30 protein-coding genes are annotated in these 25,058 nt (G+C 60.1%); 4 read left to right on the forward strand and 26 right to left on the reverse strand.

Annotation, left to right across the window (positions count from 1 at the left end; all coding sequences use genetic code 11):
* Positions 1–3: 3 nt before the first annotated feature.
* Genes QMG93_RS21420 through QMG93_RS21455 form a run of 8 tightly spaced genes read right to left on the reverse strand, consistent with a single transcriptional unit; the run spans position 4 to position 6,140 of the window.
* Entirely contained in the window at positions 4–1,161 is a 1,158-nt protein-coding gene (locus QMG93_RS21420; protein WP_281940023.1) for a glycosyltransferase, read from the reverse strand.
* A 2-nt stretch (positions 1,162–1,163) separates the two neighbouring features.
* Complete coding sequence (locus QMG93_RS21425; RefSeq protein WP_281940025.1) at positions 1,164–2,285, reverse strand: aminopeptidase; 1,122 nt, start codon at positions 2,283–2,285, stop codon at positions 1,164–1,166.
* A complete protein-coding gene (locus tag QMG93_RS21430; RefSeq protein WP_281940027.1) occupies positions 2,282–3,265 on the reverse strand; it encodes a hypothetical protein in 984 nt (327 codons plus the stop codon). Before QMG93_RS21430 ends, QMG93_RS21425 begins: the two co-directional genes overlap by 4 nt.
* Positions 3,266–3,284: 19 nt before the next feature.
* Positions 3,285–4,208, reverse strand: a complete 924-nt coding sequence (locus tag QMG93_RS21435) for an alpha/beta hydrolase (protein WP_281940029.1) — start codon at positions 4,206–4,208, stop codon at positions 3,285–3,287.
* Positions 4,174–5,031 carry an alpha/beta hydrolase gene (locus QMG93_RS21440; RefSeq protein ID WP_281940031.1) on the reverse strand — a complete coding sequence of 286 codons (858 nt, stop codon included), beginning with the start codon at positions 5,029–5,031 and terminating at the stop codon, positions 4,174–4,176. Before QMG93_RS21440 ends, QMG93_RS21435 begins: the two co-directional genes overlap by 35 nt.
* Positions 5,028–5,438 (reverse strand): 3-hydroxyacyl-ACP dehydratase FabZ family protein, encoded by a 411-nt coding sequence (locus QMG93_RS21445; protein WP_281940033.1) that lies wholly within the window; start codon positions 5,436–5,438, stop codon positions 5,028–5,030. Before QMG93_RS21445 ends, QMG93_RS21440 begins: the two co-directional genes overlap by 4 nt.
* Positions 5,435–5,908 carry a 3-hydroxyacyl-ACP dehydratase FabZ family protein gene (locus tag QMG93_RS21450; protein ID WP_281940035.1) on the reverse strand — a complete coding sequence of 158 codons (474 nt, stop codon included), beginning with the start codon at positions 5,906–5,908 and terminating at the stop codon, positions 5,435–5,437. Before QMG93_RS21450 ends, QMG93_RS21445 begins: the two co-directional genes overlap by 4 nt.
* Positions 5,898–6,140 (reverse strand): phosphopantetheine-binding protein, encoded by a 243-nt coding sequence (locus tag QMG93_RS21455; protein WP_179223637.1) that lies wholly within the window; start codon positions 6,138–6,140, stop codon positions 5,898–5,900. Before QMG93_RS21455 ends, QMG93_RS21450 begins: the two co-directional genes overlap by 11 nt.
* A 183-nt stretch (positions 6,141–6,323) precedes the next feature.
* Here QMG93_RS21455 and QMG93_RS21460 point away from each other — a divergent pair, with 183 nt between their 5' ends.
* A complete protein-coding gene (locus QMG93_RS21460; protein WP_281940039.1) occupies positions 6,324–7,169 on the forward strand; it encodes a PDZ domain-containing protein in 846 nt (281 codons plus the stop codon).
* A gap of 79 nt (positions 7,170–7,248) precedes the next feature.
* On the opposite strand, the gene QMG93_RS21465 is transcribed toward QMG93_RS21460, so the two are convergent.
* From QMG93_RS21465 to QMG93_RS21520, 12 genes are all read right to left on the reverse strand, one after another.
* On the reverse strand, positions 7,249–8,169 hold the full coding sequence (locus QMG93_RS21465; protein ID WP_281940040.1) for an SRPBCC domain-containing protein: 921 nt from the start codon (positions 8,167–8,169) through the stop codon (positions 7,249–7,251).
* Entirely contained in the window at positions 8,166–9,341 is a 1,176-nt protein-coding gene (locus QMG93_RS21470) for an NAD(P)/FAD-dependent oxidoreductase (RefSeq protein WP_281940042.1), read from the reverse strand. Before QMG93_RS21470 ends, QMG93_RS21465 begins: the two co-directional genes overlap by 4 nt.
* A 106-nt stretch (positions 9,342–9,447) precedes the next feature.
* Positions 9,448–9,966 (reverse strand): hypothetical protein, encoded by a 519-nt coding sequence (locus QMG93_RS21475; RefSeq protein ID WP_036681398.1) that lies wholly within the window; start codon positions 9,964–9,966, stop codon positions 9,448–9,450.
* A 390-nt stretch (positions 9,967–10,356) separates the two neighbouring features.
* Complete coding sequence (locus QMG93_RS21480) at positions 10,357–10,608, reverse strand: acyl carrier protein (RefSeq protein ID WP_054977772.1); 252 nt, start codon at positions 10,606–10,608, stop codon at positions 10,357–10,359.
* Positions 10,605–11,663, reverse strand: a complete 1,059-nt coding sequence (locus tag QMG93_RS21485) for a hypothetical protein (RefSeq protein ID WP_281940047.1) — start codon at positions 11,661–11,663, stop codon at positions 10,605–10,607. The genes QMG93_RS21480 and QMG93_RS21485 overlap by 4 nt, the downstream gene beginning before the upstream one ends.
* Positions 11,657–12,103 (reverse strand): holo-ACP synthase, encoded by a 447-nt coding sequence (gene acpS / locus QMG93_RS21490; RefSeq protein ID WP_281940049.1) that lies wholly within the window; start codon positions 12,101–12,103, stop codon positions 11,657–11,659. The genes QMG93_RS21485 and acpS overlap by 7 nt, the downstream gene beginning before the upstream one ends.
* Positions 12,104–12,143: 40 nt before the next feature.
* Positions 12,144–12,965 carry a phytanoyl-CoA dioxygenase family protein gene (locus QMG93_RS21495; protein WP_281940051.1) on the reverse strand — a complete coding sequence of 274 codons (822 nt, stop codon included), beginning with the start codon at positions 12,963–12,965 and terminating at the stop codon, positions 12,144–12,146.
* Entirely contained in the window at positions 12,962–13,780 is an 819-nt protein-coding gene (locus QMG93_RS21500) for a winged helix-turn-helix domain-containing protein (RefSeq protein ID WP_281940054.1), read from the reverse strand. Before QMG93_RS21500 ends, QMG93_RS21495 begins: the two co-directional genes overlap by 4 nt.
* A 3-nt stretch (positions 13,781–13,783) precedes the next feature.
* Entirely contained in the window at positions 13,784–14,746 is a 963-nt protein-coding gene (locus tag QMG93_RS21505; protein ID WP_281940056.1) for a hypothetical protein, read from the reverse strand.
* A 19-nt stretch (positions 14,747–14,765) separates the two neighbouring features.
* Positions 14,766–15,713 (reverse strand): 3-oxoacyl-[acyl-carrier-protein] synthase III C-terminal domain-containing protein, encoded by a 948-nt coding sequence (locus tag QMG93_RS21510; RefSeq protein ID WP_281940058.1) that lies wholly within the window; start codon positions 15,711–15,713, stop codon positions 14,766–14,768.
* Positions 15,710–15,979 carry a hypothetical protein gene (locus tag QMG93_RS21515; RefSeq protein ID WP_281940060.1) on the reverse strand — a complete coding sequence of 90 codons (270 nt, stop codon included), beginning with the start codon at positions 15,977–15,979 and terminating at the stop codon, positions 15,710–15,712. The genes QMG93_RS21510 and QMG93_RS21515 overlap by 4 nt, the downstream gene beginning before the upstream one ends.
* The gene (locus QMG93_RS21520) at positions 15,976–17,460 is read right to left on the reverse strand and encodes a class I adenylate-forming enzyme family protein (RefSeq protein WP_281940062.1); all 1,485 of its coding nucleotides are present in this window, start codon (positions 17,458–17,460) and stop codon (positions 15,976–15,978) included. The genes QMG93_RS21515 and QMG93_RS21520 overlap by 4 nt, the downstream gene beginning before the upstream one ends.
* A 186-nt stretch (positions 17,461–17,646) precedes the next feature.
* Between QMG93_RS21520 and QMG93_RS21525 the strand changes: the two genes are divergently transcribed.
* The 3 genes from QMG93_RS21525 to QMG93_RS21535 are packed head-to-tail and all read left to right on the forward strand — an operon-like array spanning position 17,647 to position 20,199.
* Positions 17,647–18,573 carry a 3-oxoacyl-[acyl-carrier-protein] synthase III C-terminal domain-containing protein gene (locus QMG93_RS21525; RefSeq protein WP_281940064.1) on the forward strand — a complete coding sequence of 309 codons (927 nt, stop codon included), beginning with the start codon at positions 17,647–17,649 and terminating at the stop codon, positions 18,571–18,573.
* A gap of 55 nt (positions 18,574–18,628) precedes the next feature.
* On the forward strand, positions 18,629–19,675 hold the full coding sequence (locus QMG93_RS21530; protein ID WP_281940066.1) for a hypothetical protein: 1,047 nt from the start codon (positions 18,629–18,631) through the stop codon (positions 19,673–19,675).
* A complete protein-coding gene (locus QMG93_RS21535) occupies positions 19,672–20,199 on the forward strand; it encodes a hypothetical protein (RefSeq protein ID WP_281940068.1) in 528 nt (175 codons plus the stop codon). Before QMG93_RS21530 ends, QMG93_RS21535 begins: the two co-directional genes overlap by 4 nt.
* A 306-nt stretch (positions 20,200–20,505) precedes the next feature.
* Here QMG93_RS21535 and QMG93_RS21540 read toward each other — a convergent pair whose 3' ends face one another.
* The 6 genes from QMG93_RS21540 to QMG93_RS21565 are packed head-to-tail and all read right to left on the reverse strand — an operon-like array spanning position 20,506 to position 24,953.
* Positions 20,506–21,507 (reverse strand): NAD-dependent epimerase/dehydratase family protein, encoded by a 1,002-nt coding sequence (locus tag QMG93_RS21540; protein ID WP_281940070.1) that lies wholly within the window; start codon positions 21,505–21,507, stop codon positions 20,506–20,508.
* Positions 21,508–21,536: 29 nt separating this feature from the next.
* On the reverse strand, positions 21,537–21,785 hold the full coding sequence (locus QMG93_RS21545) for an acyl carrier protein (protein ID WP_281940072.1): 249 nt from the start codon (positions 21,783–21,785) through the stop codon (positions 21,537–21,539).
* A gap of 40 nt (positions 21,786–21,825) precedes the next feature.
* Positions 21,826–23,037, reverse strand: a complete 1,212-nt coding sequence (locus QMG93_RS21550) for a glycosyltransferase (RefSeq protein WP_281940074.1) — start codon at positions 23,035–23,037, stop codon at positions 21,826–21,828.
* A complete protein-coding gene (locus tag QMG93_RS21555) occupies positions 23,012–23,776 on the reverse strand; it encodes a glycosyltransferase family 2 protein (RefSeq protein WP_281940076.1) in 765 nt (254 codons plus the stop codon). Before QMG93_RS21555 ends, QMG93_RS21550 begins: the two co-directional genes overlap by 26 nt.
* Complete coding sequence (locus tag QMG93_RS21560) at positions 23,773–24,132, reverse strand: capsular biosynthesis protein (protein WP_063181605.1); 360 nt, start codon at positions 24,130–24,132, stop codon at positions 23,773–23,775. The genes QMG93_RS21555 and QMG93_RS21560 overlap by 4 nt, the downstream gene beginning before the upstream one ends.
* Positions 24,129–24,953, reverse strand: a complete 825-nt coding sequence (locus QMG93_RS21565; protein WP_281940080.1) for a sugar phosphate isomerase/epimerase family protein — start codon at positions 24,951–24,953, stop codon at positions 24,129–24,131. Before QMG93_RS21565 ends, QMG93_RS21560 begins: the two co-directional genes overlap by 4 nt.
* Between the last annotated feature and the right edge of the window lie 105 nt (positions 24,954–25,058).

Here is a 25,058-nt window from a genome sequence, read left to right on the forward strand (position 1 = left end):
ACCTCATCGCAAGGATTTGTTGACGAGCAGCGATTCAATCGTATCCGCGCCCCGCCGGTTGGATGCCCGGCCGTCCACTTTGGGGGACAGCCTGCGGATGTTCTCTTTTTCCCGACCTCCGGCCAACAAGCGGCAGACGGCTTTTTCCAGCGTATCCACACTCATTCGTTCCGGTTCGACCGTCTCCGCTATTCCGAGCTCCGTACAGCGGGCGGCTGCCCACACATGGTCCGGGCCGAGCGGAACGATAACGAGCGGGACGCCGTAGCGGATCGCTTTTTGCAAGGTGCCGCAGCCTCCGTGCGTAATAATCAGATCGGCCTGCGGAAACAGCAGGTCGTGATTCGGCACGGTCGTCACCCATTCCACGTTGTCGGCAAGGGGCGTCTCTCCGGCATAAGGGGCATGGCCGGAGACAAGCAGACGGCCGGGCCGCCCGGAAAACGCCCGCAGCGCCGCTTCCACGTACGCTTCGGTCGTCTCGCGGTAGCCGCTCCGGTCGGCGGACGTGGTGCAGACGACTATGCACGGTCCGTCGTGCCCGTGAGCCGTTACCGGACGCGTTCCGGCATCCGGATCAGGGCCGTAGGAACACGGACCGATAAAGACCGAGGACGGTGGAACTTCGTCCGGAAACGGATTCAGCTCCGCCAAAATCATCATCAAATGCGCGTCCGGCGACAGCCCGGCCAAATCTCCCCGGGTGCGCGCGAAATCCGCAAGCGGCGGCAAGCCGATGTAAGCCCTCGCTTCATTGGCCGCTTTCTCGAACATGGTCCGCATGCGCGCGTTGACATGCGGCACGCCCGGCATGAGACGGTCCGGCCAGAACGCCGCCGTCATGTAGCTCGCCCACGGCACGCCGCGTTTTTCGGCGATATAGGCCGGCGCGCACAGCCCGGAATCGCAAATCACAAGGTCGAACTCGACGGCTTCCAGCACGGCCTGCATTTCAAGCAGCGTCTCGGTGACGAACTTTTGCGGATACTTGCCATGGCGGATTTCGCGAAATTCAAGCCCCGCCTCCTCGATTAGCGGACGGAAGGAGGCCGCGGACAGCACACAAACCGAATGCCCGCGCCTTTGAAGCTCGGCGCCCAGCCCGAGCGCGGGAACGAGATGACCGAGCAGCCACTGGCTGACAAAAATGATGCGCGCCATGGTCACTCTCCTCGCCACGTATCCAGAGGCTGAAGATCCGGAGGAAGGAACAGGCCGTCCTTGCGGATCAGCTCGTCGTCGAAAAACAATGCGCCGCCCCCGGACGCTTTCGTTTGCGAAAGCACCAAATCCCAATGCACCGAAGATTCGTTGCCGTTGTCCGCCATCGGGTACGCTTGGCCGAGAGCAAGGTGCAGGCTGCCCCGCATTTTCTCGTCAAAGAGCACGTTGTTCATCGGCCGGTCGATGTGGGGATTCAATCCGATCCCGAACTCGCCGATTCGCGATGCCCCTTCGTCGAGTTTCAGCACCGCCTGCAGCCGGCCGGTCCGTTCGGCAACCGAGCACGATGCGTCGGTCACCACCCCTCGATGGAAGCGGAGACTTACGTTTTCATAGACAATGCCCATGTACGAGGCGGGCACATTGAAGGTGATGATTCCTTCGGCCGAATCGATGCTCGGAGCCGTGAACAGTTCCCCGTCCGGCAAATTGAAGCGCCCGTCGCAAACCATATGTCCCATGCCCCGGATCGAGAAGGCCAGATCGGTTCCCGGTGCTACGATGCGGACCCGGTCCGTGCGGCTGAGCCGTTCGCAAAGCGGCTGCGCCAGCTCGGCGAACCGCTCGTAATTCAAGCCGCAGGCCCGGTAATACAGCCCGGTGCAAGCATCCAGACTCATTCCCGCGAGCTGCGCCATGCCGACCGTCGGACTGCGCAGCAGCACCCACCGTCCAAGCCGCGCCATCGCCATTTGCTTGGGCTGCAGGTAAGCGCGCACGTAACGGTCATAGCGGTCCTCCGGGACATCGGTCATTTCATAAATGTTGTCGTCGGCGCGAATGCCGACGTACGCATTCATGGTACGAAGCCACTCCCGGTCCATCTCGGCCCACTGGAGGAACTGCTCCTCCGTACACCCGCCGATCAGGCTTTTTAAGTGCCGTACAGGCATCACATTCAAATACGGCCGCGCTCCCGCTTCGCAGGCCGCTTCAATCATTGCTTCCGTCAAGGCTTCCGCGCGTCCGACGACATCGATGAGGACGCTTTCCCCTTCCCGGAGGGCAAGGGAGCGGGCCATTGTCTGCCGCGCCAGCCGCTGCATTGCCGAATCGGTCATGGCCGTCCCTCCAGCAAGCGCTCCAGCCCGTCGAACAGCTGTCGTTCCGCTTCCAGCGCCTGACGCAAATACCCTGTCAGCCTGCTCCCGTAAGACTTCTCCGGCTGGCGCTTCCATTTCATGAGAACGCCCATCGCATACGACCACTGGTTGCAGGCTTCCGTCAGCGGGCCAGTCCACCGGGAATCGAGACACACCTCGGGAATGACGCCGTTGCCAGCCGCCGTTTCCCACAGCTTCCGCAGCCGCCGGAAATAATGGATATCGAATTCCAACTGATCGAGCGACGCCCGAAGCTCGTCGTCCGGCAGCGCTTCGACCGCAGCGACGAAGCCGGCCAGACGGTCCAGCCCTCCCTGTCGCAGCATCTGCTCCACCGAAGTGCGCGCCAGCCGCGCGAACTGCACCTCCATAGATGCGGCCGCTCCGGCATCGTTCCGGCGAACAATGGCAGCACCGCTTCCCCCGGCGGACTGAAGAGCGGGAAAGAACACATCACTCGGAATACGCCCGATATAACCGTCGAAATAAGCCGGATCGCCGGTATCGTCGATGACGGTCACATGCGTCGCGTCATCCTCGATGAGCAGCGCCCAGTGTACAACATCATGCTTGCGGTAATAGGCGGAGAACGGCACCTCGAAGGCATTGTAATAAATCAGACAGTAGCCCTCCGCGTCATAGACGGAACGGACCAAATGCCGCAGTTGATCGGTCGAGAGGGACGGGAAGCGGATCGCAGACCAGCCGTTTTGCAGCACCGGCTCGCTGCGCCTCAGCAAGAGGCCATCGGTCCGGCAATCGAACGCATTCAAGAAGGCGGGGATTGGATTGCGCTCTCCCTGCCACTTCATAATTTCCAAAATGCACAATTGACGGCAGTCCAGATTGCGTTCGCACAGGCCAAATTCATCTGGAAGCCGCCAATCGACTTTGGGCCGCTGCCGAATATACCCGGCTAGCGTAAGCGGCTCGCTCATAAGTTCACCTCAGTTCCATTTAATCCGGTCCGTTTGATCCGGCCCGGTTAATCCGGCCGCGCCCGCACGGGCAAGCCGTGCAGGAATGCGAGCATTCCCCCTGCCCGCGTAGGACAATGCCGGCGATGATCTCAATCGCCTGATCCATCGCAGCGGGATGCTGGAAGTAATAAACGACTCCGTCCAGCAGGTGAACCTCCGCTCCGGGAACCGCCTTCCATTGCGCAAGCGCTTCGGTATCGTGTCCCCCGCAGACGACGGCGATACCGGGACGACCGGCTCCCGGCAAATCTTCCTCGCTCAGCGCATCCAGCTCGTCCAGCATCGCCCGGCCGATGCATTGACCGTGCAGGTACAGCAGATGCGCGCCGAGCGAGGCGAGATATCCGACTTGATCCATGTCGAAATCGCTCAGCGTATAATAATCGTAGCCCGGTACCAGCAGTTGCGAGTCCACGCTACCCTCCCGCGCCAGCGCATTCAGTGCGCCCGCGTCCAGCAGCTCTCCGGAACGCGGAAGAGGCAGCGCGGGCGGCGACAGAAGCACCGGCCGGCACGTTATGCCGGAGCGCTCCTCCCAAGCGAGCGCGGACCGCAGCGCAACCATAGCCCCAAGCGCGTTGCCGACGAAGAAGATCGTATCCGGCCGCTGCCCTGCGGTTGCCTCCTCCACCACTTCGAGCGTGTCGCGGACCATGGACGAAACGGTCGTTTGTCCGAGTTCCCCGGCGCTATCCCCATGACCGCGATAATCAAACTGCACGACCCATGCGCCGGAAGCGGCCAATCTTTTGCGCAGATTGGAAAAGAAATAATTTTTCTCGCTCATCGCCTGACCAAGTCCGGGCAGCGTGACGATCAGCGTCCGGCGTTCCTGCGCTGCCGGCTCCTCCACCAAGCCGACGATGTCACGGCTGCGGCCAAACCGGACTTGTCTCCACATCGCGTATCCCTCCTTCGCCCGTCTCCGACGCCCGCAGCTCCCGCTTGAGCCATTGCCCCGTCACGTCCATAATCCGCTCTTCGAACAGTCTGGACGTAAACAGATGTCCGGCTCCTTGAACCGCGCATACCTCATGCCCGGCGTCTCCCCGGTAAATCGCATAGGAATCGGTCCGCACCTTCTCGAATTCCTCGTGGATAAGCGGATCGTCGTCTCCATAAACAAGGAGCGACCTGCCCTCGTAGGCGCGCAGCACCGCTTCCTTGTCAAGCTCCTGTAAATCGCGGTAAAACTCCATTGAAATCCATAGGCCGGCCCAAGGCATGACCAGCTTCTCCTTGTTAAGCGCATGCCGTGTAAACCGGGGGCGTTTGCCGCTTGGATGCGCGCCGCCGAATTCGTAAAACAGTGGACTCCATAGCACCACCCGGTCTACACCCGACCGCTCGGCGGCCATAAGGGCGATCCGCGCCCCGTCGCTAAAGCCCAGATAAGCCGTTCTTCCGGAATCCAGCTCCGGCCTGCGCCTCACCTCGTCCCACGCTTTCAGCACGTTCGATACTTTCGAGGAGGTCGTCATGTCGTAGTAGTGCCCGTCGCTGAGCCCGAGGCCGCAATAGTCGAAACGCAGCATCGCCACGCCTTCGTCCGCAAGCCGCCTTGCCAATTTGACTGCGAGCCGGTGCACCTCATAGCGCTCGCCGTTTTTGCCGGGACAATAAATGACGACGGGAAAAGGGGGAGTCCCACGGGTCGGCAGATGAAGAATGCCCGCCATCCGCCGGTCACCGTCCCGCAGCTCGACAAACTGCTCGCCGTTCAATCCGCTTCGCCTCCTTTCCCGAATTCCACGAACGCGCGGACGACTTTCCGGCCGTCTACCGTGCCTTCTGCGGCAAACACCACCGACCGGCGGTCCTCCCGAATTCGTTTTACGGCGTACGTTACCGTGTCGCCGGGCCGCACCGGCTGCAAAAAGCGCGCTTTCATGTCTCTCCTCCCTCCGCCTTCGGCAATTCCCCGCTCCATCAGCAGCCCGGACGCCTGTACGATCCCTTCCAGCAGCAGCATGCCCGGATAAATGCTGTAGCCCGGAAAATGGCCGAGCACGTAAAAGTCGCTGCTCGATACATGCTTGCGGGCAACGACTCCGTCTGCCTCCGAGCATTGCACGATCGTGTCAATCAATACCCATGGTTTACGGTACGGAAGTACGTCCTCCGCTCTCATGGTCCACTCCTTTCGTCTCCGGCCCCCTCCGCCACCGCGACGCACAGCGTAGCTGTCGCCAGAACGCCGCCGTCCGCCCCGGACATCGTCCCGGACAAGATCGCCTGCGAGCAGGTCATGCGGATCGGCCGAATGTCGTAAAGGAGCGGCTCCCGCCAGCTTGCTTCTCTTCGAACGGACGCCTCGGCCTTGCCGAGCAGCGGAATTTCGCCGGGCGCCAACGGCTTTGTCTCCAGCTGAACGAACAGCACGGCAGCTTGGGCCAGCCCTTCGATCATGACCGTGGACGGAACAGTCCGCGTATAGCCGTACAGGGAGCGGAGCGGTTCCGGCCTGAAGCGGGCCTCCAGCCGCTGCCCCGGTTCGTAGCGGGTCACCTCGTCCACGAACCGGAACGGATATTGGTGCGGCAGGAGCGCCGCTATCTCGTCCGGACTCCGGCTACGGCCCGCATCGGGGTTATGGCTCACGTCGGCTCACCACGCGCACCAGCTCGGAAACGGTCGTATTCGAATCGATTTCCAGCATGCCGTCAGGCACCTCGATGCCCAATTCTTCTTCGAGCAGCACGATCAGCTCCATATAACGAAGCGAATCGAATCCAAGGTCGAACAGCTTGCTGTCCCGTCCGATCTCGCTTTGCGGGAGAACGCCGCAGCCTTCGCTGCTGAGCAACCGGATCATTCGTTGTTCTACGGTCACGGTTTTCATTCCACCTGCTTTCTTCTTCACCCGGAATGTGTTGTTGGTTTCATTCTGAATTATAGCCGCCCGGTTCGCCGCGCACTCGGCTTCCGATGCGCCGCCATCCTGCGTAAAGCTCGGCGGAAGCCGAGTGCGGCCGAGGCGCATTTTACATAATGAAGAAAAAAAGGAGTTGAGCATATGCGCGCAAATCACCGCACCGCCTCGCTTAGCACGATGCACATCGAAGCTGCGCCAGAGCGGATCTGGGAAGGTCTGGCGACCGCCAGAGGCATGAAGACGTATTTAACCGACGAGGTACACGCGCCGAACGAACATATCTCGGAAGGGGACGAAATCCGGATCGTGATCGGCGACATGATTAACGACGCCGTCTGCCTGGCCAGCGATCGGCCGCGCTTGTTCCGGCTCAAGGACCGCTTTCGTTCCCTTCTGGCGGACGATTCCTACGTCGAATACGAATTGGTCACGACGTTCCGGTTGGAGGAAGAGGAGCATATGACGCGGGTGAGCGTCGAGGTGGACGGCTACGACGAAAACAGCGAGCTGCACCGGTGGGTCCGCGAATGCGGAGAATTCGGATGGAAGCAGTCGCTGTTTAATTTAAAGCTCGTGCTGGAGCTCGGTCTGGACTTGAGATACGACGTATTCGGCTATCCCCGGTTCGGCGTCTGCAATTATACCGCTACCCCGGCTCAGCTTCGGGCGAAAGGGCTGGACCCGGACCGCGTTCAAGGGAATTATTTGATGGAGGTGTTTCCCGAAGGCCCTGCCGCCCGGGCGGGGCTGCGCCCCGGAGACATTGTCGTGTCCTTCGGCGGCCGCGACGTTCCGACCTATGCCGAGTTCATCCGGTCGCTCGGCCTGTGCGCCGGGACGAACGGGCCAGTCGGCGTGACGTACTACCGCGAAGGATGCAGACTACACACGGAAGCTGTGCTGTCGTACGACAAGCTGCTGACGGGACTTGTGGACCCGACGGAAGAGTCGGTGCGACAAGTGGCCGACGGAAAGCGCTCCTCCTGATACAAAAGCCGTCGAACGCAGCAGCCCCTGCGCCGTTTTCGCCCTTGCAGAACGAAGCGGCGTCCAGGGCAACGAGCCGTCATTTCGAATCCGGCACGGATTCGGAACGGACGGCTTCGTCCGTTTTCCACAAGCTGCCGGATCCGGACCGCTGCCTCGCAAGCAGCTCACGTTTCTTTCTCACTTCTTCGAGCGGGGTTTCCTCGATATCGATCAGGCCCGTGAACGTTTCGTCCAGCGACAGCCGCACCGTCGTTTCGCACCGGACCCCATCCCGCACATATACCACTACCGGCTCCGCGGTCTTTCCGTAGAACGACGAAATGGCGCGAACGAACGCCGGATAGTCGGGTGTCGGCATTCCTCCGATCTCGACGATAACATCGCCGGCCTGCATGCCCGCCCGGTCGACGGGGCTGTTCGGAAATACCTGCAGCAAGTAGTTCCCTTCCCGGACCGGAACGCACACCATCGGGCTCTGCTCTTCGTTCACCGTACAGTTGGCGACGCCGAGACGCGGATAGCTGAACATTTCGATGCGCAAATCGAGCCCAAGCTCAAGCACCGACTTCAAATTCATCAACGACCGGCGCCATCCCATTTCCAGACATTCCCGGAACCACTGGCCGTGCGTCGTCGGCTCGAATCCGGTCACCTCCAGGGTCAGCTTGACAAAAGCCTCCTGCTGCTCCAGGGTATACGCCGTGCTAACTAGATATCGGACCGTGCGGCCGTCGGGGTCCATGGAATCGTACGTGTCGGCAAAAGCGATATGATGTGGCGGCTCGCACCGGATCACGACCGATTCGTTGTTAATATCGCCGTAATTGAGCGTGTATCGGTCGCCGATTTTCGGTTCGTCCTCGGCCCCCGTCGTTCGAGCATAATACGTCAAATACGAGCTGGAGCCGGGCGCGGTCGCTACCGACCACCACACTCGCTCAAGCGGAGCTTCCAAATACGTAATATTGACGGTCCGGTCCAGCGGACATGGGATCATGGCTCGTTCTCCTCCGTTAATAAGGTATAGATTCGTTCTGCCCGACCGCCCAGCTCTTTGACGAGTCCGGGGAAGGTGCACAGCACGTCCAACGTAGACCAGTGCGCCTCGGGAATAGGCTGTCCTGCGCGCGCCAGCGTTTTCAGGCAAGCTTCGTACTGCGGTACGATCCGTTCGTCCCGCCGCTGCGCGTAAGCGCTCATCGCCTCGGTCCAAGTCCGTTCTCCGCGCATATACGCATCAAGCTCCTCGGCCAGCATCTCGGCGGAGCATACCGCATTGTCGATGCCGACGCCGGACACGGGATGCAGGTGCGCGCCGGCGTCGCCGACCAGTACCCACCCGGGGCCGTACGGTTTTCGCACGTAGCTGCGAAGCGTGTCCACTCCGCGAACGCTGCCCTGCAGCCGCGCGTACCGGAGACGGGGGCCCAGTGTGCGGATGCGGCTCAGCCGCTCGACGAACTTGGAAGCGGGATCGCCCGACCAAGAGCGGAACGTCTCCTGCGGCAGCATGACCGCGATGCAGTGCCGTCCCCCGTCAATCGGATTGCATAGCACAATGTCCGTCTCGCTCCAATACCACTCCACAGCCGGAATAGGCAGCGGGTCCGCATGCAGTACGTACGCATAGTACACGCCCAAATGGCGCTCGTCCGAAGCCATCGCCGTTTCGGCTCCGACCCGTCGGGCCACCGACGAATGTCTGCCGTCCGCGCCGATCACAGCCCGCGCCTTGTAGGTCTCCACGGAACCGTCGGGCAATTTGCAGCGGACGCCGCATACGCCGTCCTCCCCTTCGAGCAGATCGATGACCTGCGTCGATAGTTTGGCGTGCACCTCCGGCAGCCCGCAAGCCGCATCCAGAAGCCATCGGTCCAACAGTTCCCTCCTTACGCCCAGCGCCCTCGGAGTGACGCAAATATCCGACTCGAACAAACGTCCCTCCAGATCGATGCGCATCCTCGTCAGGGCGGGAATGCCGCTGGTTTCCATTTTTCGCGCAATGCCAAGCCTTTCGTAGATCCCCGTCTCGCCCAAGATGTGCGTTGACAAAGTCGGTCCCGGCACCGCATAACGATCGATCAACAGCGTCCGGTAACCTTTTTGTCCGAGAAAAAAAGCGGTGGCCGCCCCGGCGCACCTGGCTCCCACGATAATAAAATCGTACATAGTCCTCTCCCTTGCCCAATCGGGTCCGCGGATGCTAAAGCTTTCGCATGTCCGTTCGCTTGAAAACGAAAGGGCCATACAGGATGGCCCTCTCGCTGGATAACGATTAGTTGGATTGCAAGCAGCCGTAGATGGTGCCTACTTGGTTGTCTTCCGCGTCGAACAACGGAATTACGCTGTCCGAATAGAACGTGGCGTCCTTCGGAGGAAGACCTTTCAATGTGCCTTTCATATGGATCGGTTTTTTGTTGTGGAACTCGCCTTGAGGCGTTTCGATCACCCAGTACAACCAGGATTCGCCTTGTACGCCGTCCGCCATTTTTTTGTTGAACGGAATGGAAGCGCTGGCTTTCATCGTTCTGCCTTGTCCTTGCAGACCGCCGCGTACGCGGATGGTAGCGCCCGGCCAGATGACGCTGGAAGTGGCTACGAGATCGACGTTCATGATTTCCAGATCAACGGTTACGCCCGTTTTCAAGCTGAATTCGGAATCGCTCACCGTGAAGTGAGTCGGAGCGGCTTGTTTGAAGTGCAATTCTTCGCTGCGGCCGTCGAGCAGTTCCAGGTACGTTTTGCTGTTGGAGTTTTCGAGCGTCATGCCGATTTTCTTTGTGATGGTTTTCATTGCGATACCTCCGTTGGTTGGATTGGTTTGTTGTCTCCCGGGGACATCCTTATCATCGCATGATTGGGGAAATATCACTCAGCTTTTGACCTGCTGGTTTTTCGTGTTTTGTTGGCTCCGGCGGGGGATAGAAAAAACGGACCATCCTGTAAAGGAGGTCCGTCAGAGTGTTGAGAAAGTGGTTAATTGAGGTAATAGAGGTGTACGAGGGGGTGGGTATCTACTTTTTAGCAGCGGATATTTCCCGCAGACAAAGGCGATCGCTATCGCTCCTACAGTAGATACCCCACCTTCGTTTGTTTCTCTATTTTTATAAAAATCCACTTTCTAAACAAGCTCACGGACCATCCTGTAAAGGAGGTCCGCCCGATTGCCTGAAAGCTTGCCGCGTCATACGGTCTTCTGCAAATAGTCCCACACCAGGTCGCTGATTTTTCCGACCGAGCTGAAGTTTTCCAGCAAAATGGATTCGTCGGCAAATTCGATCTCGAAGCTGTCTTCGATGGACGCGACGAGCCGGATGAACGTCAGCGAGTTGATCCCCAGCTTCAGCAGCTCGCTTTGCTCGTCCACCGTCACATGCGAAGGCAGAATGTCTTGGATGCAGGCAATGATTTTCGATTGCAAGGACGTATCGTTCACAAGCTTCCCTCTCCTTTCCGTTCAAATTTCAAGCGGACCAAATATTCCATCAGCAAAGGCACGGCCCTCTTCTCCTGCTCGTACATCGCTTGGAAATGATCGGCGATGCGCGCCAGCAGATGCGCGTCTCCGGTTTTCTGCGCCTTCAGAGAATCCGCGCGGATGCTCATCAGCCGCTGCTTCGCATTCTCGTAGAGCCGCTTGCTTTTGTCGAGCAAAGGGGAACCGGCCGTGCATTCCAACGCATCGATGCGCTTGAGCATCCATTTGTGCCGCTGCATCATCTTGTGCACATTAATGTTCCAGAAGCCGAACTCGCGCGGGTCGAGCGAAACGTCGCCCCCGGCCATTTGATGGAATAAGCCCGCCATATAGTCGTACACGAAATAACCGCTGGAAAACGCATCCTGAGACAAGCCCGGCGCACGAACGCGCCCCCGCTCCAGCGCAAAATACAGGCTGCGGTAATCGAAACCGGACGGCAGCGAAGGGCTCCGGTGAAGCCGGACAGCAGTGAGCGGAAAGCCGTAGTATGCAAACCAGATATGCGTATCGGCATGACGCTCCGCCACGTGCGCCAGCTCCGCCTCGCACGTCTCGTAAGGCAGACAGACCGAGCCGTAGGCCCGGCCGTTCGTTTCAAAGGCAAGGATGTCCAGCGTCCCGGATTCGTCGTCATAGCCGTAGACCAGCGCGTCGTGCACCATCTCCCGTACGGCGAAAAAATGGGACTGCGGAATGCGCTTCCAGTCCAAGTAAACCAGCACATAGCTTCCCTCGTCGATCGCCTCGCGAATGGCGGACACGTATCCGCCTGGCTTGACCGCAAGAGGTTCTTCCGTCAGAAGTCCCCCGTACAGCTCCAGATGCTCTTCGAAGCGGACCAGCGGAAATTGTCCCGCGCTTTTGGACTGCACGATCAAATTGACGAAATGGCTGAGGCACCAAGGCATCAGCCGAGGCTCTGTCATGACGATGCTGAGGCGCAAATTATGGTAGCACTCGGTCTCGAAGCCCGGATTCGGCACGACCGGCAGCCGTTTGGCGGTCAGCATAAACGGATCGCCTCCCCGGCCGCATGCTCCCGCATCGGTTCGAGGCCCGGGAAAGCTTTCCCCCCCTCCTGGATCGCAATGACCTGCGCAAGCGCATAATCCCCCGAATGCGAGAGGCTGATGCGGAACGACAAGCCGTAATGCGCCGCCGCTTCGCCGGTTGAACCATGCAGCTCAAGCACGGGACGGCCGGAGGACAGATTTCGGACTTCGACGTCCAAGAAGCCGTATTTTCGCGGGAGCACGTCCCCGACCGCCTTGTAGAACGCTTCCTTCGCCGCCCAGCGAACCGCGTAATGCCGGGCCGCCCCGCCATGCTTCGAGCAATAGGCGATCTCGCCCGGAGTAAAAATTTTGCGCAAAAACCGTTCGCCTTGCCGCTCGATGGCTTCGCCCATCTGCGGTACGCTCTGCAAATCAATACCGACGCCGTAAATCACGGCCTCACCTCCCCGCGCGCGAGCAGCCCTTCCCATCCGTTTATCGCCACGGCCGATTTCCTCCTACGCCGCTCCATTCGTCCTTCTTCAACGTATCGTTTTTGAGCTTCGGCGCGGCGTTCAGCCGTCTGCGGACGCGTGCGCCGCTTCGATCCAGCAAATAATTGTAATTTAAAGCTACCCGCTCTGCGCTCACTCCCATAAAATGGGTCACGTTGGCATAGCGGAACGTGCGGCCGGATAAATTGGCTTCGGACCCGTGAAGCAGGTTGCCGTGGAACGCGACCAGATCGCCCGGCTGCGTCCGCAGCGGCATCACTTCATAACCTTCGGGAAGCCCCAGCTTCTCGCCGTATTCTGTGCGGCTCTCTTGAACCGGCTCCGGCGACAAAAGTCCCAGCTTATGGGAGCCGGGCACCACGTAAACCCCGCCGTTATCTTCGTCGCTGACACTGAGCGACAGCCACAGCGAGCAGGTGGTCGTCGGGGCCGCTCCGACACTGTAGTTGTCCTGATGCATAGGAAGTCCCCGCGTACCGGGACCTTTAAAATAATAGCTGGTAGAGATGGCCAGCGCCTCTTCGCCCAGCAGTCCTGCGGCCACATCGAACATCTTGCCGCTCAGCAACAGCGCCGCGATGGCCGGTCTCGTCTGATGGTAATCGCGCAGACGTGGAAACACACTTTCCAGCGAGCGCCGATTGTCCTGTACGATAACGCCTTCCCTGACCAAATCGAGCCACAGCTTCATATATTCGCGGTTAATTTCCGCCACTTCCGGCCCGCTCAACATCCCTGGTATCACAACATAGCCGTGCTCGTCATAAAAATGCCTCCGCTCGGCGGTCACCCATCCGTTCATAGCTCAACCTCCCGATAGTTTGAACGTCTATCTCCAGTGTAGGGAACCTTCCTCCGTGCTTCTCGGCTTTGTTTGCCGGATCGGGCGCCGTACCTTTTGGCCAATTGGAGGGCCGCCGAATCGTAAGCGGGCACCAGCATATACCCGAGGCCCCGGGCGTGCAGCAGCAGGCCGAACGGCGCCTTTTCGGTGCGCAGCTTTCCCCGCAGCCGGTAAATGTATTGACGCGGCATGTCGGAGCCGGTGTATTCATCCCACAGCCCCCGGAGCAGCTCTTCCGTGCTTACGAACCGTCCCCGGCGCCGGAGCAAAAAGCAGAGCATCTCCAGCTCCTTACCCGGCAGCGGATGCACGACGCCGTTATTAATCACGCTGCGGAGCGCCGGATCGAATACAAGTCCTGGCGCCAGCGCGAGCGGCCGTTCTGCGGAATCCTCCGGCGCAGAGCCCACCGCAGGTAAAGCAGAACACTCCGCTAGCGCAGTTAGCGTGCGCCGGATCGACTCCCCGTCGGCAGCGGACGGCAGAACGATAATGCGCTCTTCGCGTGCGGTTGTCCAGGCGACAGACGGCTCGTCGGTCAGGCATACAACCCGTAAACGGGGGTATGCTCCGCACAGCCGAAGGATGACGCGCCAATCGTTTCCGTTCCAATTATGCGCCAACCAAACGACGATCTCGGGAGCCTTGGCAGCGCCGAACGAACGCGCCAAGGCATCCGGGCTATCCGCGTGCATAACGGCTGTTCCGCCGATGGCTGCGGCCTGGTACAGCCGCGGATATTCCGCCGCCGGACAAATAATTCCCATTCTCATAGCTCACCATCCGCTTTCTTTCAAGTATTGCAGATCGATCGCAGCCGCCCCGTAGTCCAATCCGGCGAACAGCAGACAGACCCGGTCTCCCCGCTTCAGCTCTCCGCTCTCCTCCAGCCCGTGAAGCGAAACGAGCGGATCGGCGCACAGCAAATTCGCCTCGCTCCATGCCGCCCTCTCGAACAAGCGAATGCGCCCGTCTTGGCGAACGGCGTTCCGTATTTCCCGGAGAAACGAAGCGCTCACCTGTTGCGCAACCAGCCAACTGCGCCGGACATCGCCTTCCCGCAGCCCCGCCGCAAGCCGCAGCGCCGCCTCCGTTACTTGGCGCTCAGCCGCTTCGAAATGCCGGCGCTCCCACTTGAAAGGCGGCTGCGTGAGCGGTCGGCACAGCGCATAACGCGTCCCGGCCCACTGGTAATCCCCCGGCGGCTCCGCGGACAACACCCAGCACGCCGCCGCATCTCCCTTCGGGTACGCGCGATGAAAACGGCGGCAGAACGGCGGCTTGACGCAGTCCGCCGCCACAAGCAAAGCGTGCCGCTTCCCCTCCGCGCCGAGAAACGCGGCGAGCAGCTCCGCTGCGGATACCGTCGCCAAGCTGCCCTGCTGTCCGACGCCAAACGGCAGGCCAGCTTTCAGGCGCAAAGCCTGCGCCATCTGTATCGCGGGCAGCGTGGCAGGATGCGGAGCGGACGTTTCGTGGGCCCAGCACAAATAAGCGGGGGCGGGGTGTCCGGCCGCCGCCCCGGCCAGCAGACCGGCCGTCAGCTCGGCTACGCTTCCCTGGAAGGCAGGGACGCCCGCGCAGGGATGCCCGGCGGCGTCGGATAACGGTACTCCTTCGATGCGATGAAGGGCCTCCGCATACCCGATCGCGGGATCAGCCGCCAGGCCGGAAGCCGGAGATGGAACGTCCCGACCGGCAGGAACCGCAATGTCGGGCGACGACAGATAGACCGTCATGCTGACTTCTCCTTCCGCATTAATATTGATGCACGGCACAACCGAAGCTTCCCAGTCCGACCGACACCGTCATATACCGGTCCCCCCGGCAGAGTTTCCCGCGAAGGACCGCGTCGTGCACGTTATACCAGAGATCGGAGCCGTGCAAATGGCCGACCTTCGCTATCGTATCCGTATAAAACAGCCCGTTGTCGCAAGGCAGCATGGAAGCTACCTCCTCCCATGTCGTGCGATTGACGTTACTCCCGAAGATGAACCGGAGGTCGCCGACGGTCAGCCCGCATTCCCGCAGCGCCGTGCGAATCAGCTGACGGATCGCAAAATGATACGTCGTCTGAAACCATTTGACGTTCTCCGGTTGAGAATGCAGTCCGGCATCCATGCCTGCGTCGAAGACGCTGCGCAAGTAAAACGTCCGGTGCGGTCCTGTCTCCCGGGTCATGTAGCAGGCGCACGCCGCGTCCCCGAGCAGCGAATGGGGCAGCCGCTTAAGCGCGGGATGGAATGCTTTATCGGCCGTAACGAGCACGATGCCTTCCGCACTTCCCGCATGCAGCAATTGCCCTGCCGCCTGCATCGCAAGATGCACGGTAGCGCAGTTGTGCTGCGACAAGGCGAACACCGGCGTATCGCCGATCTCCGGCGCATCCCGCAACTCCCGCAGCGCGTGCTCGTCATGCCAGGACAAGTCCAGCGTCCGGGCGATGACGATCCGATCAACCGGCCGCCCCTGCCGCCGAAGCCGGACAAGCAGCGGTCCGCACGCCTCGGCGAGCATTCCGCCGAGCCGTTTCGAGTGTTCAACCGGCACCCGGTCGAAGCCGTACCGCCCGCGAAAGCGCGCCACGTCCTCCGGGGGGAACGGGAATCCGTCTTGCCGCAGCTGCTGCGCCACGTCCTCCACGGCCGCGGTGCCGGAAGGAACGTACACGAAAAGCTCGGGGACGGAAAAACAAACCCTTGTCACGCCCCCGCTTCCGGCAGCGCCGCTTCAATATAGTCGAGCAGCTCCGAAAGCGGCCTCCGGTCCCCGTTCCATACATTCCGCACGTCCAATTCCACTTCGAAAGCGTTTTCCAACTCGACCATTGCTTGGATGAACCGTACGGAGGAGAGCTCCAGCTCGGGATCTCCGATGCAGCTCTCCTCCGTAAGAACGCTTTCCTCCGCCCCGCAGCCGGCCAAAATCCGCTTCATGCTCTTCCACACCACATCGCGTTGGCTCGAATTCATTCCTGCCCCGCCCCCTCCTGTTCGTCCTCGCAGACGTACCGTTCCTTCCAGCTCGGCAAAGCACCGTCCAAATGAATCTCGTGCGGGATTTTGTAAGCGGCCAACTGTGTTTTCAAATAATCGCGTACGGCCTTGACGCTCACTCCGTCATCCGCCGTCAGCCACGCGACAATGATTTCCCCTTGCAGCTCGTCCGGACGCCCGGCCACCTTGGCTTCTCGAATCCGAGGCATGTGCTTGAGCACATCTTCGATTTCCTTCGGATTCACTTTGCGACCGGCTACATTGATGTGCCGGGGCACCCTTCCGATGACCGTCAGCTCTTGCTCCTCGATCGTCGCCAGATCGTCCGTTACAAACCATCCTTCTTGAACAGGACATTCCTTCCCGGAGCCGGCAACGTATCCCCCGAAGAGACTCGCACTGCAGACGGCAAGCCTGCCGTCGGCTTCCATTCGCACTTCCACCCCGGGCAGCAAATAGCCGCAGCTTCCTTTCCGGTGACGACGATGCGGATGCTCCGCCGCAACCGCCCCGGTCTCCGTACTTCCGTACAATTGCAGCACCCGCTTGCCGAATTTGCCTTCAAATGCCTCGGCCGTGTCCGGCGCGAGCGCCCCTCCCGCGGAGATGGCAAAGCGGAGCCGTCCGGCATGGCCTTGGCCAATGTGGCGGGACATGCACAAAAGATGATAAAAGGAAGGAACCCCGAGCAGCACCGTGCCTTGGCAGGCGCGAAGCAAATTGGCCGCCTTGCGGGGAGTCGGATGCCGGCAAATGTGCAGCGTCGCCCCGGCGGTCAGCGAGCCGAATAGCGCTCCCGTCAAACCGTACAAATGATGCAGGGGAACGGTCGCAACCAGCGAATCGTCCGGACGATATCCGAACCAATCGCGGTATTTGCGCCCTTCCCGAAGCAGCGTTTGCATCGGCAGACAGGCCAGTTTGGGCAGGCCGGTCGACCCTGAGCTCAGCAGATACAAGCTGGCAGGCGCTTCGCCCGGCTCTTCCTTGCGACCTGGTCCGCCGCTTCCGCCGCCCGCTTTCTGTCCTCCCGGCTCCCGCTTTCCGTCAAGCTCGTCCCCTGTCGTTTTACCGGGGGCCAGCAGCCTGGAATACGGGACCACCGGAGCCGTTTCCGCGATATTCGCACCGCCCTGCGCTCGATCTTCAGACGCGATCCAGCAGGCAACACGGCCGGCCGCGCCAATTCTGGCCAAATCGGATGTTGTCTGCAGGTCGTCAACAGGAAGCACAGCGACGCCCCCATCGAGACAGCTTAAGAGAAGAATGACCGAGTCCACGCTTTGATTCATCACAAGGCCGACGGGTCCCAATTCCGTTCCGGCAACAGGAAGCTCGCTCCGGACGATTCCGATGCGCTCCGCCAATTGCCCGTACGTGACGGTTTCGTTTCCTTCCGCAAGCGCGATCTTTTCCAAAGGCGCCGTCTGCCCCAAAAGCCGCATTAGTTCTCCCATATCCGTTCCCCCCTTGTTGGTCGCTTACCCATCATTATAGAAGCGGCGTGTTCCGTCCTCTCGGCTTTCGTTGGGCCCGCCCGCCCACCTGCCATCCACGCACGGTACACGCCGGATTTATGTACAAAACGGCGGCCCCCGCGTTACGTTAAGGACAGTCTATCCGCAGAAGGGAGAGAGATGCCGGTGGCCGGATTATCGCATGTCGCCGGTTACATACCCGCGGAACGTCCATCCCTGTCCGAGCTGCGGGAGGCGCTGGAAATCAGCGACGCCGAGCTGCGCGTCCTGATCCAGTCGCACGGCCTTTGCCGCATTGCGGTCGAGAACAAGCTCCGGGTCCACGAAATGATCGGCGTCGCCGTCGACCTTTTGTTCGAAGGGAGGGCGGAATTGGCGGGTGAGATCGGGCTCATCTTGTGCACGTCTACGTTTCCGGCGTTCGTTCCGTATCTGTTCGATCCGTTCGCAGGCATGCAGCGCAAGTGGGGTATGGAGCGGGCGGAGGTCCGGTTCGTATCGCAGCTTAACTGCGCTTCGCTGGACTTCCTGTTCCGTTTGGCCCGCCTTTGGACGGAACGGCACGGGAGCGGCGTTCTCGTATTGGCCGCAGACAAAATGGGGCTGCCGAGGAGCCGCTATTTGCAGGACAGCACGGTATCGGCCGACGCTGCCGCAGCGGCCGTCGTTACGAAGACTGCGACCTGCAACCGGATCGTCGGCTCGGCCGTGCAGTCCAACGCTTCCGTATACAACAGCATGCAGGCTTCTCTGGAGGAGTACGCCTGGTTTCAGAATACGTTTACGGTTGGTCTGGTCAAAGCGCTCCGCGACGTATTGCATCAAGCGGGAGTAACGGCGAAGCGGCTGCGGTACGTATTTCCGGCGAATGTCAACCGGGGGACGTGGCAGCGGGTTGCCGACGCTTCGGGGATTCCGTTTGAGAGGTTTTATTTCCCTACGATGGCGGAAATCGGACATGCTCATAATGCAGATCCGTTGTTGAACGCCGAACACGCCCTGCGGCATGGGATGCTGCAGCCGGGCGATCTGTTCGCTACGCTGACGGTAGGCATGGGGAGCACCTTCGGTTGCACGTTATTCCGTCATTGAGAGCAAGACTCAGCACGATTTCGGAACGATTCGGAACGATACAGGAGGATCGGCCTTGACCTGGTACTTATCTCACATCACGCCATATCCCTTCTATGAAGAGCAGCCGGATCTGCTGCTGGCCGGAGGCGTGCCACAGGTAACGCAGGTGACGCGTTTTCCGCCTGAAGAACCGCTGCTGGCGCTGTACGAACAATACGGAATGAACCAACAGGAACATACGTTCCTTGAACAAATTCCCTGGGAACTAAAAGCGAGGCCGGTTCCGGTCAGCCGTGCGGAATCGGCGGCGCATATGGGAACGGAGGCGCTCCGCGCTTTGCTGGAGACCGCCCCCGAAGCGCGAGAGAAATGCCGTTATCTCGTATACGGCCACGAAACGACGGAACCTAATTTTTATTTGACCCCTTGTCTCTATGTCAAAAAAACGCTCAAGCTGAAACGGCTCTTGCCGTTCGCATTGAGCCGTTGCGGCTCCTGTACGCTGCCGGGCGCTTTGGAGCTGGTGAAGACGCTCCATCCTTCCGCTCCCGGGCAGGCTGCTGCGGAATCGCTCTTCGTCACCGCCGACCGGCTGTGCCCCCCGCATCCCCGCTATTGGTTCGACGCCGATCCGAAGGGAGATGCGGCGGCGGCTTGTCTCCTTTCGACCGCCGGCGGCGACTGGGCCGTGGTCGATGCGATAGCGGACGGCTGGCCGCTCTCCTCGGACGATCCGTACCGGTGGCCGGAAGCCGACTACCGCCGGCACGAACGACGGCTGCTCGCCGGATGCCGTCAAGCCGTCTCGGTCCTGCTGCGGCGCAACGCCGCAGACGCCGGACGGATCGTGCTGGCCGTGCCGCAGACGCTAAGCTCGACGTTCCGCCGTTACGTGGAGAGGCTGCTGCCTTATCCCGTTTACCGCCGGACGTATGCGGCAGGCTGTAACCTGCTCGGCAGCGACTGCCTGCTTTCCCTGAAGGAGGCGGAGGACGGCCATTCGTTTCAGCCCGGCGACTGCGTCCTGCTCCTTCAAGCGGGCCCGCTGTCGCACCTTGGGCTGCTGCTGCTTCGCAAAACGAACAAATATGGAGAAACGAACGGAGGGTATGCCGAATGACGACCGATTTGCCGAATGATACGGCCTCCCGCATGCTGCTGCGCAGTGACGGTTCGACGACGCTGCTTCTGGAAAGCATGCTGGGGACGGAGCTGGGCGTCCGGGTGATCGGACAACAGACGGTGCGCGGAGAAAGCATCGACGGCAGTATCTGCGACCTGCTTGAGGCGAAGCCGGAAACCGTTTTATTCGAGCGGTATTCCGAGCTGGAAACGCCGAACGGGCAGTGGGTTTCACGCAACTATGTCGTGGCGCGGATCGACGGAATGGAGCTGTTCCTTGGCCAGTTACAAAATCACAAAATTCCGCTCGGCAAATTGCTGATGTCGTTCAAGCTGGCGGCGTACCGCAAGCTGCTGGGGTACGGCGCCGAAGAGCGTCCGCTGGACAGCCAGACGGTTCGACTGCCGTACAAGCACTATGTCATTTGCGGCGAAACGGGACCGAAAATCTACATCCGGGAAGCGTTCAATCCGATTTACGTCACCTTCCCCGGGAACAGCGATCCGGCTTGCGGGAGCTAGCTCCTGCAAGCCTCAGAGTGTTGAGAAAGTGGTCAAACGGGATTATAGAGGTAACGAGGGGGTGGGGTATCCACTTCCGACCACTCTTGTCTTCGGGAAATTTGTTTGCAAGCCGCTTAATAGCGGACATTTCCCGAAGACAAAGGCGGCCGCTATCGCTTCTCCAGTGGATACCCCACCTCCGTATGTTTCTCTATTTTTGCTTAGACCACTTTCTCAACAAGCTCGAGCTAGCTCCTGCAAGCCTTTTCTCTCGCAACGACAAAACAGCCTGCTTCCGCTTAGGAAAACAGGCTGTTCGCGTTATTACCTCAGCTCATCCCATTCCGCCAGCCAGCGAACTTCCTTGTCCGGGTCGAGACCCATGCTGTAGCCCGGAGACGGCGGGCGGGCATCGCACCATTCCAGCGCAGCTGCGATCGTATCTTCGAGCGTGCGGAACGTCAAACCGGCGGCAAGCGCTTTTTCCACGCTGATGTTCATATAATGGGCAAAGCTTTCCAGACCCGCATGCACCGGAAACCACAGCGGAATTTCGTCCCACGGGCTTGCCCCACGGCTGTGCAAAAACTCGTCGCCGACCCAAACGAGCTCCGGATCGCTCTCTGTCACCCGTGCGCAAGCCTCAAGCAGCCTGTGCATCATAAGCGGCTCCGCCGGGCCTACCGCGTTGAACGTGCCGGCCGTCTTGGCCTCGGCCATTCGAATGATCCAATCGCTCAAATCGCGAACATCGATGAACTGCAACCGGGCTTCCGGACGGCCCGGGGCCAATACCCGGCCGCCCTTGCGAATGCGGATCGGCCAGTACGCAAACCGGTCCGTCGGGTCCTGAGGACCGACGATCAGCCCGGAGCGGACGTTCAACGCCCGTCCCGGCATCAACTCCTCCAGTTGCCGTTCGCACAGCGCCTTCAGCTCGCCGTAATGCTTGCGGACATTCTCCGACGCCGGATCGTCCAATTCTCCGACCGGATCGCCTTCGTGAACGCCAGGCTTGCTGAAATCCCGGTAAACGGAAATGCTGGAGACGAACGTATAATGCTCCACGCAATCGGCCAGCCGTTCCGCCGACTGTTTGACGATTCTCGGCACGTAGGCCGACGTGTCGACGACGGCGTCCCACCGTCGTCCCTTTAAAGCGGACAGATCCCCATCGCGGTCTCCCCTCAGCTTCTCCGCTTCCGGGAGTACTTCCGGGTTCGTTATTCCTCTCGTGAACAGCGTGACCTCGTGACCGGACCGCAGCGCGGATTGCGCCAAGTGATAGCCCAGAAATACGGTTCCGCCCAAAATTAGCAGCTTCATCGTTCCTCTCCCCCTATTCGGTTCCCTGCTTATTCGTCGTCTTTCAGTGCCTGGATCGTCAAGGACAGGCTTCGGACCGACGCCAAATGTTCAGGGGTCAGCTCCTCCAGATCGAACGCGACGCCGCACGCCTGCTCCAATTCGAGCAGCAGCGAAACGATCGCCGCCGAATCGATGCCCAGACTCTCGTACAACCGGTCCTCATCCCCGATTTCCTCCGGCTTAATGGACAAATAGGCGCTAAGCGTTTCTTTGACCGTCTCTATAATCGGCTTCATGGTGATCCACCTTTCGTTTCAAAATAATATGCAACCCGCTTCAACGAGCGGTTGAGCGGTTTGTGCCCCGAAGCAGCTGCTGCGCGCACTCGAATACCGAAAGCGCGCCTTGGTACCCGCGCTTTTCCAGCAGCTTTTGCAGGTCCCTGGCATGGTCGCGGTATTCGTCCTGCATAATGTACTTCGACAGATCGTACAAGTGGGAGGGACTGAACGAACGCGGCATCATATACTCGCCGATGCCGAGCTCGTGCAAATGCCTGGCGTTGAATTCCCGCTCCGTGTGCGTCGGAATGATCAGCGAAGGGACTCCCCTTGCAATCGACGACATACAGCTGCCGTGTCCGCCATGATGAATGAACAGATCGAACTCGCCGACCCGCTCCTCCTCCACGAAAGGAACGATCCGGATGTTGGACGGCAGGCTGGCGAGCCATGCCTCCGGCAGCGCTTCCGACGTCGCGATAACGACGAAGACAGGGGTTTCGGCGAAGGCGCTTAACACCGCCTTTACCAGATACATGCCGGAATCGCCCGCCGAGTCGGTCAGCCTGCCCGGATAGACGAGCACGGCAGGCCGCCGGAAGTTTTTCTCCGGTTCCGTGCCCACGGAGACAGGCATATTCATTGAGATCGGACCGACGTAACGGACCCGGTTATTGTAAATGCGGTCCATCTCGGGAATGCCCGGCACGATATCGACATCCGCCCGGAACAGTTCCTCCATCCGCTCCACTGCCGGCAGGCCGAACGTATGCAGAATCCGGTTCATGACCGGCGTCACCTTCGGCAAATTACGGGGCGGCGTCCCCCAAAAATACAGCGGTTTTCCATCCGGGTGAAAGCACGATTGGGTGATGGAAACGGACGGAATCCCGAGCACCTTGGCGGCAATCAGCGTATGGGGGCTCATATCGGCAATAACGAGGTCCGCTCCGATGCTCTCCAGCATGCGGATGCGCTGGCGAATCCATGCTTCCGCGAACCGCTCGTCGAGCAATCCCATCTGCGCATAATAGTGGTCCAAGTCGTAGATCGCCGGCTGCGGGGGAATGAGCTTGTCCGGATTGGGCATCGTCGGATCGTCGTCGATCAGAAGCTTGTATCCGAGACGTTCTACCCACGTCATGCTGCTCTCGCCGTAGATGGACATGTACACCGAGGCCCCCGATTGGATGAAACGTTCTGCGGTCGGTGCATTCCGCATCAGAGGGCCAAGTCCCCCGCTAAGCCCGAAAAAAATATTCGTCATTCTGGCGTTCACCTTCCCGAGTTAATTCGTAGACGGAACGTTCGAAAGCTTGCAGCTGCCCTGGCGTTCCGATCGGATAACAAGCCTCAGCCGGTTCGATCCGGAAGCGGTGTCCTTTGCGGATAAGCTCATGATAAAGGGGAGCCACGTAATATTCGCCGTTTACGGTCTGTTTGCGCCCCAGCGCTTCTTCTGCCGCTTCGACAAAATGCCGCGTGTCGGCAAAATGATACAAGCCTGCCGTCGCATAGGGCGAAATGACTTCTTTCTCCCGCACCGCCGTTACGATGCCGGCTTCGTCGACCTGCACGTAGCTGAGCTCCGGAGCCTGCGAGCGGAAAACGGGAATAACGCCGTCGATCCCTGCCGTTCGCTCGAAGCGAACGGACGGGTTCATGCGCATATACGTGTCGCAATTATAAATGAGCAGCGGACAGTCCGGGTTCAGAAACGGCTTCGCCTCCAGCACCGTCAAAGCTTGCCCGCCTGTCGCCCGTTCCAGCTCGATGATGCGGGCAGACGGGGAATAGTCCAGCACCGTCCGGCGCAGCGGGTAGCTCTCGGCATCCTCGGCCAAGCAGACGAATATGGCGCTGTCGAGATTCACGTGCGGTTTCAGGCTGTCCAGCGCCCAATAGAGCATAGGCCTCCCCGCCGCCTCAATAAGCATCTTCGGCACGGTAAAGCCGGCCTCGCGGAATCTTTTTCCCCTCCCGGCCATCGGTATGACAATATTCACAGCCTCCCCCCGTTCTGCTCCAGTTTGGTCATGACGGAAGACCAGTCGCGAAACGTCAGCGCCAGATCGTCGATATAAACGTGGCCGTAAGGTTTGCCGAAGACGATCTCGTCGTACGGCACCTCGTGCTTGTCCAACCACGCCAGAGTAAGCGCTCCGATATGGGCGACGGCCTTACCGGCGTTGCCGCCCTGCGTCTTCATGTTGCGGGCCGTATGAATAATGATTTCATGCCCTTCGGCCTTCAGTCTTTGAAGTGCAGCCACGGCTCCCGGCAGCGGAAGGACGTCGCCGTACGATTGCTCCGGCCTCTTGAGCTCGCAGATCGTTCCGTCCAAGTCGACGACGATTCTCATCCCTCTCCCCTCCCGATCAGGCACGATTCCCGCCAGTAGTTGAGCGCCGCCGATACGGAAATTTCCGGATCTTCCCCGGATTCGTCCGCTTCGAGCACGACCCAGCCTTCGTAGCGTATTTTTCGCAGGAAGTCCTTGAGCACCCGAATATTGCCTTCTCCGAGGCCCGGCGGGCTGTACCGCGTCCTCCGTCGAAATCTGCCGGGGGGTGGCGGAGCGATCGTTTGGTAATCCTTTACATGAATCCCCAGGATGCGTGATCCATAACGTTCCAGCAGTCCGTAAAGATCCAGCCCCGCTTCCGCCGTATGCACGACATCCACCACAAGACCGAGCTCCGGCGGACCTTCATTCATGACCAGTTCGATATCTTCCCCGTCAAAAATACAGTGGCCCCAGTGCGGATGAATGGCAGCGCGAACCCCATGCATCTCGTATCTGGCAGCGATTTCTGTGATCATACGAAGCAGTTTTTGCCTTCCTTCGGGTGTGCGGTTTCTGTTATACCGGATGCCGGGACCAAGCACAGCCATCGGAATACGCGCTTGCTTCATGAGCCGGCCCAAGCGTTCGTGATGCGTATAGATCGCCCGCCGCCCGCGCCAATTCTCAAAATGACCGAATTCGTAAACGCCGGATACCGAAGTGCCGTACCGGGTCAACAGCTGCTGAAGCTCGGACAGACGGTGCTCGTACGACATAAGATGCGGGCCTCCGATTTCGACAGCCGGGCAGCCTGACCCGGCAACGAAACGGATGGCTTCCTCCGTCCGGTCACCCCAGACGGAAACTTGGCAAGACAGACGCAGCTTGCAGTTCATGTCAGCCTCCTTTTGCACATTGGTTTGGTTCAGGGTAACACGCTTCGGCGGAGGCCGCTCGGCTTTTGCCGTTCACCGGTAGCTGCGGCCTCCAAACTGCGAAAC

Source organism: Paenibacillus tyrphae (genome assembly GCF_027925525.1).
GTDB lineage: Bacteria > Bacillota > Bacilli > Paenibacillales > NBRC-103111 > Paenibacillus_G > Paenibacillus_G tyrfis_B.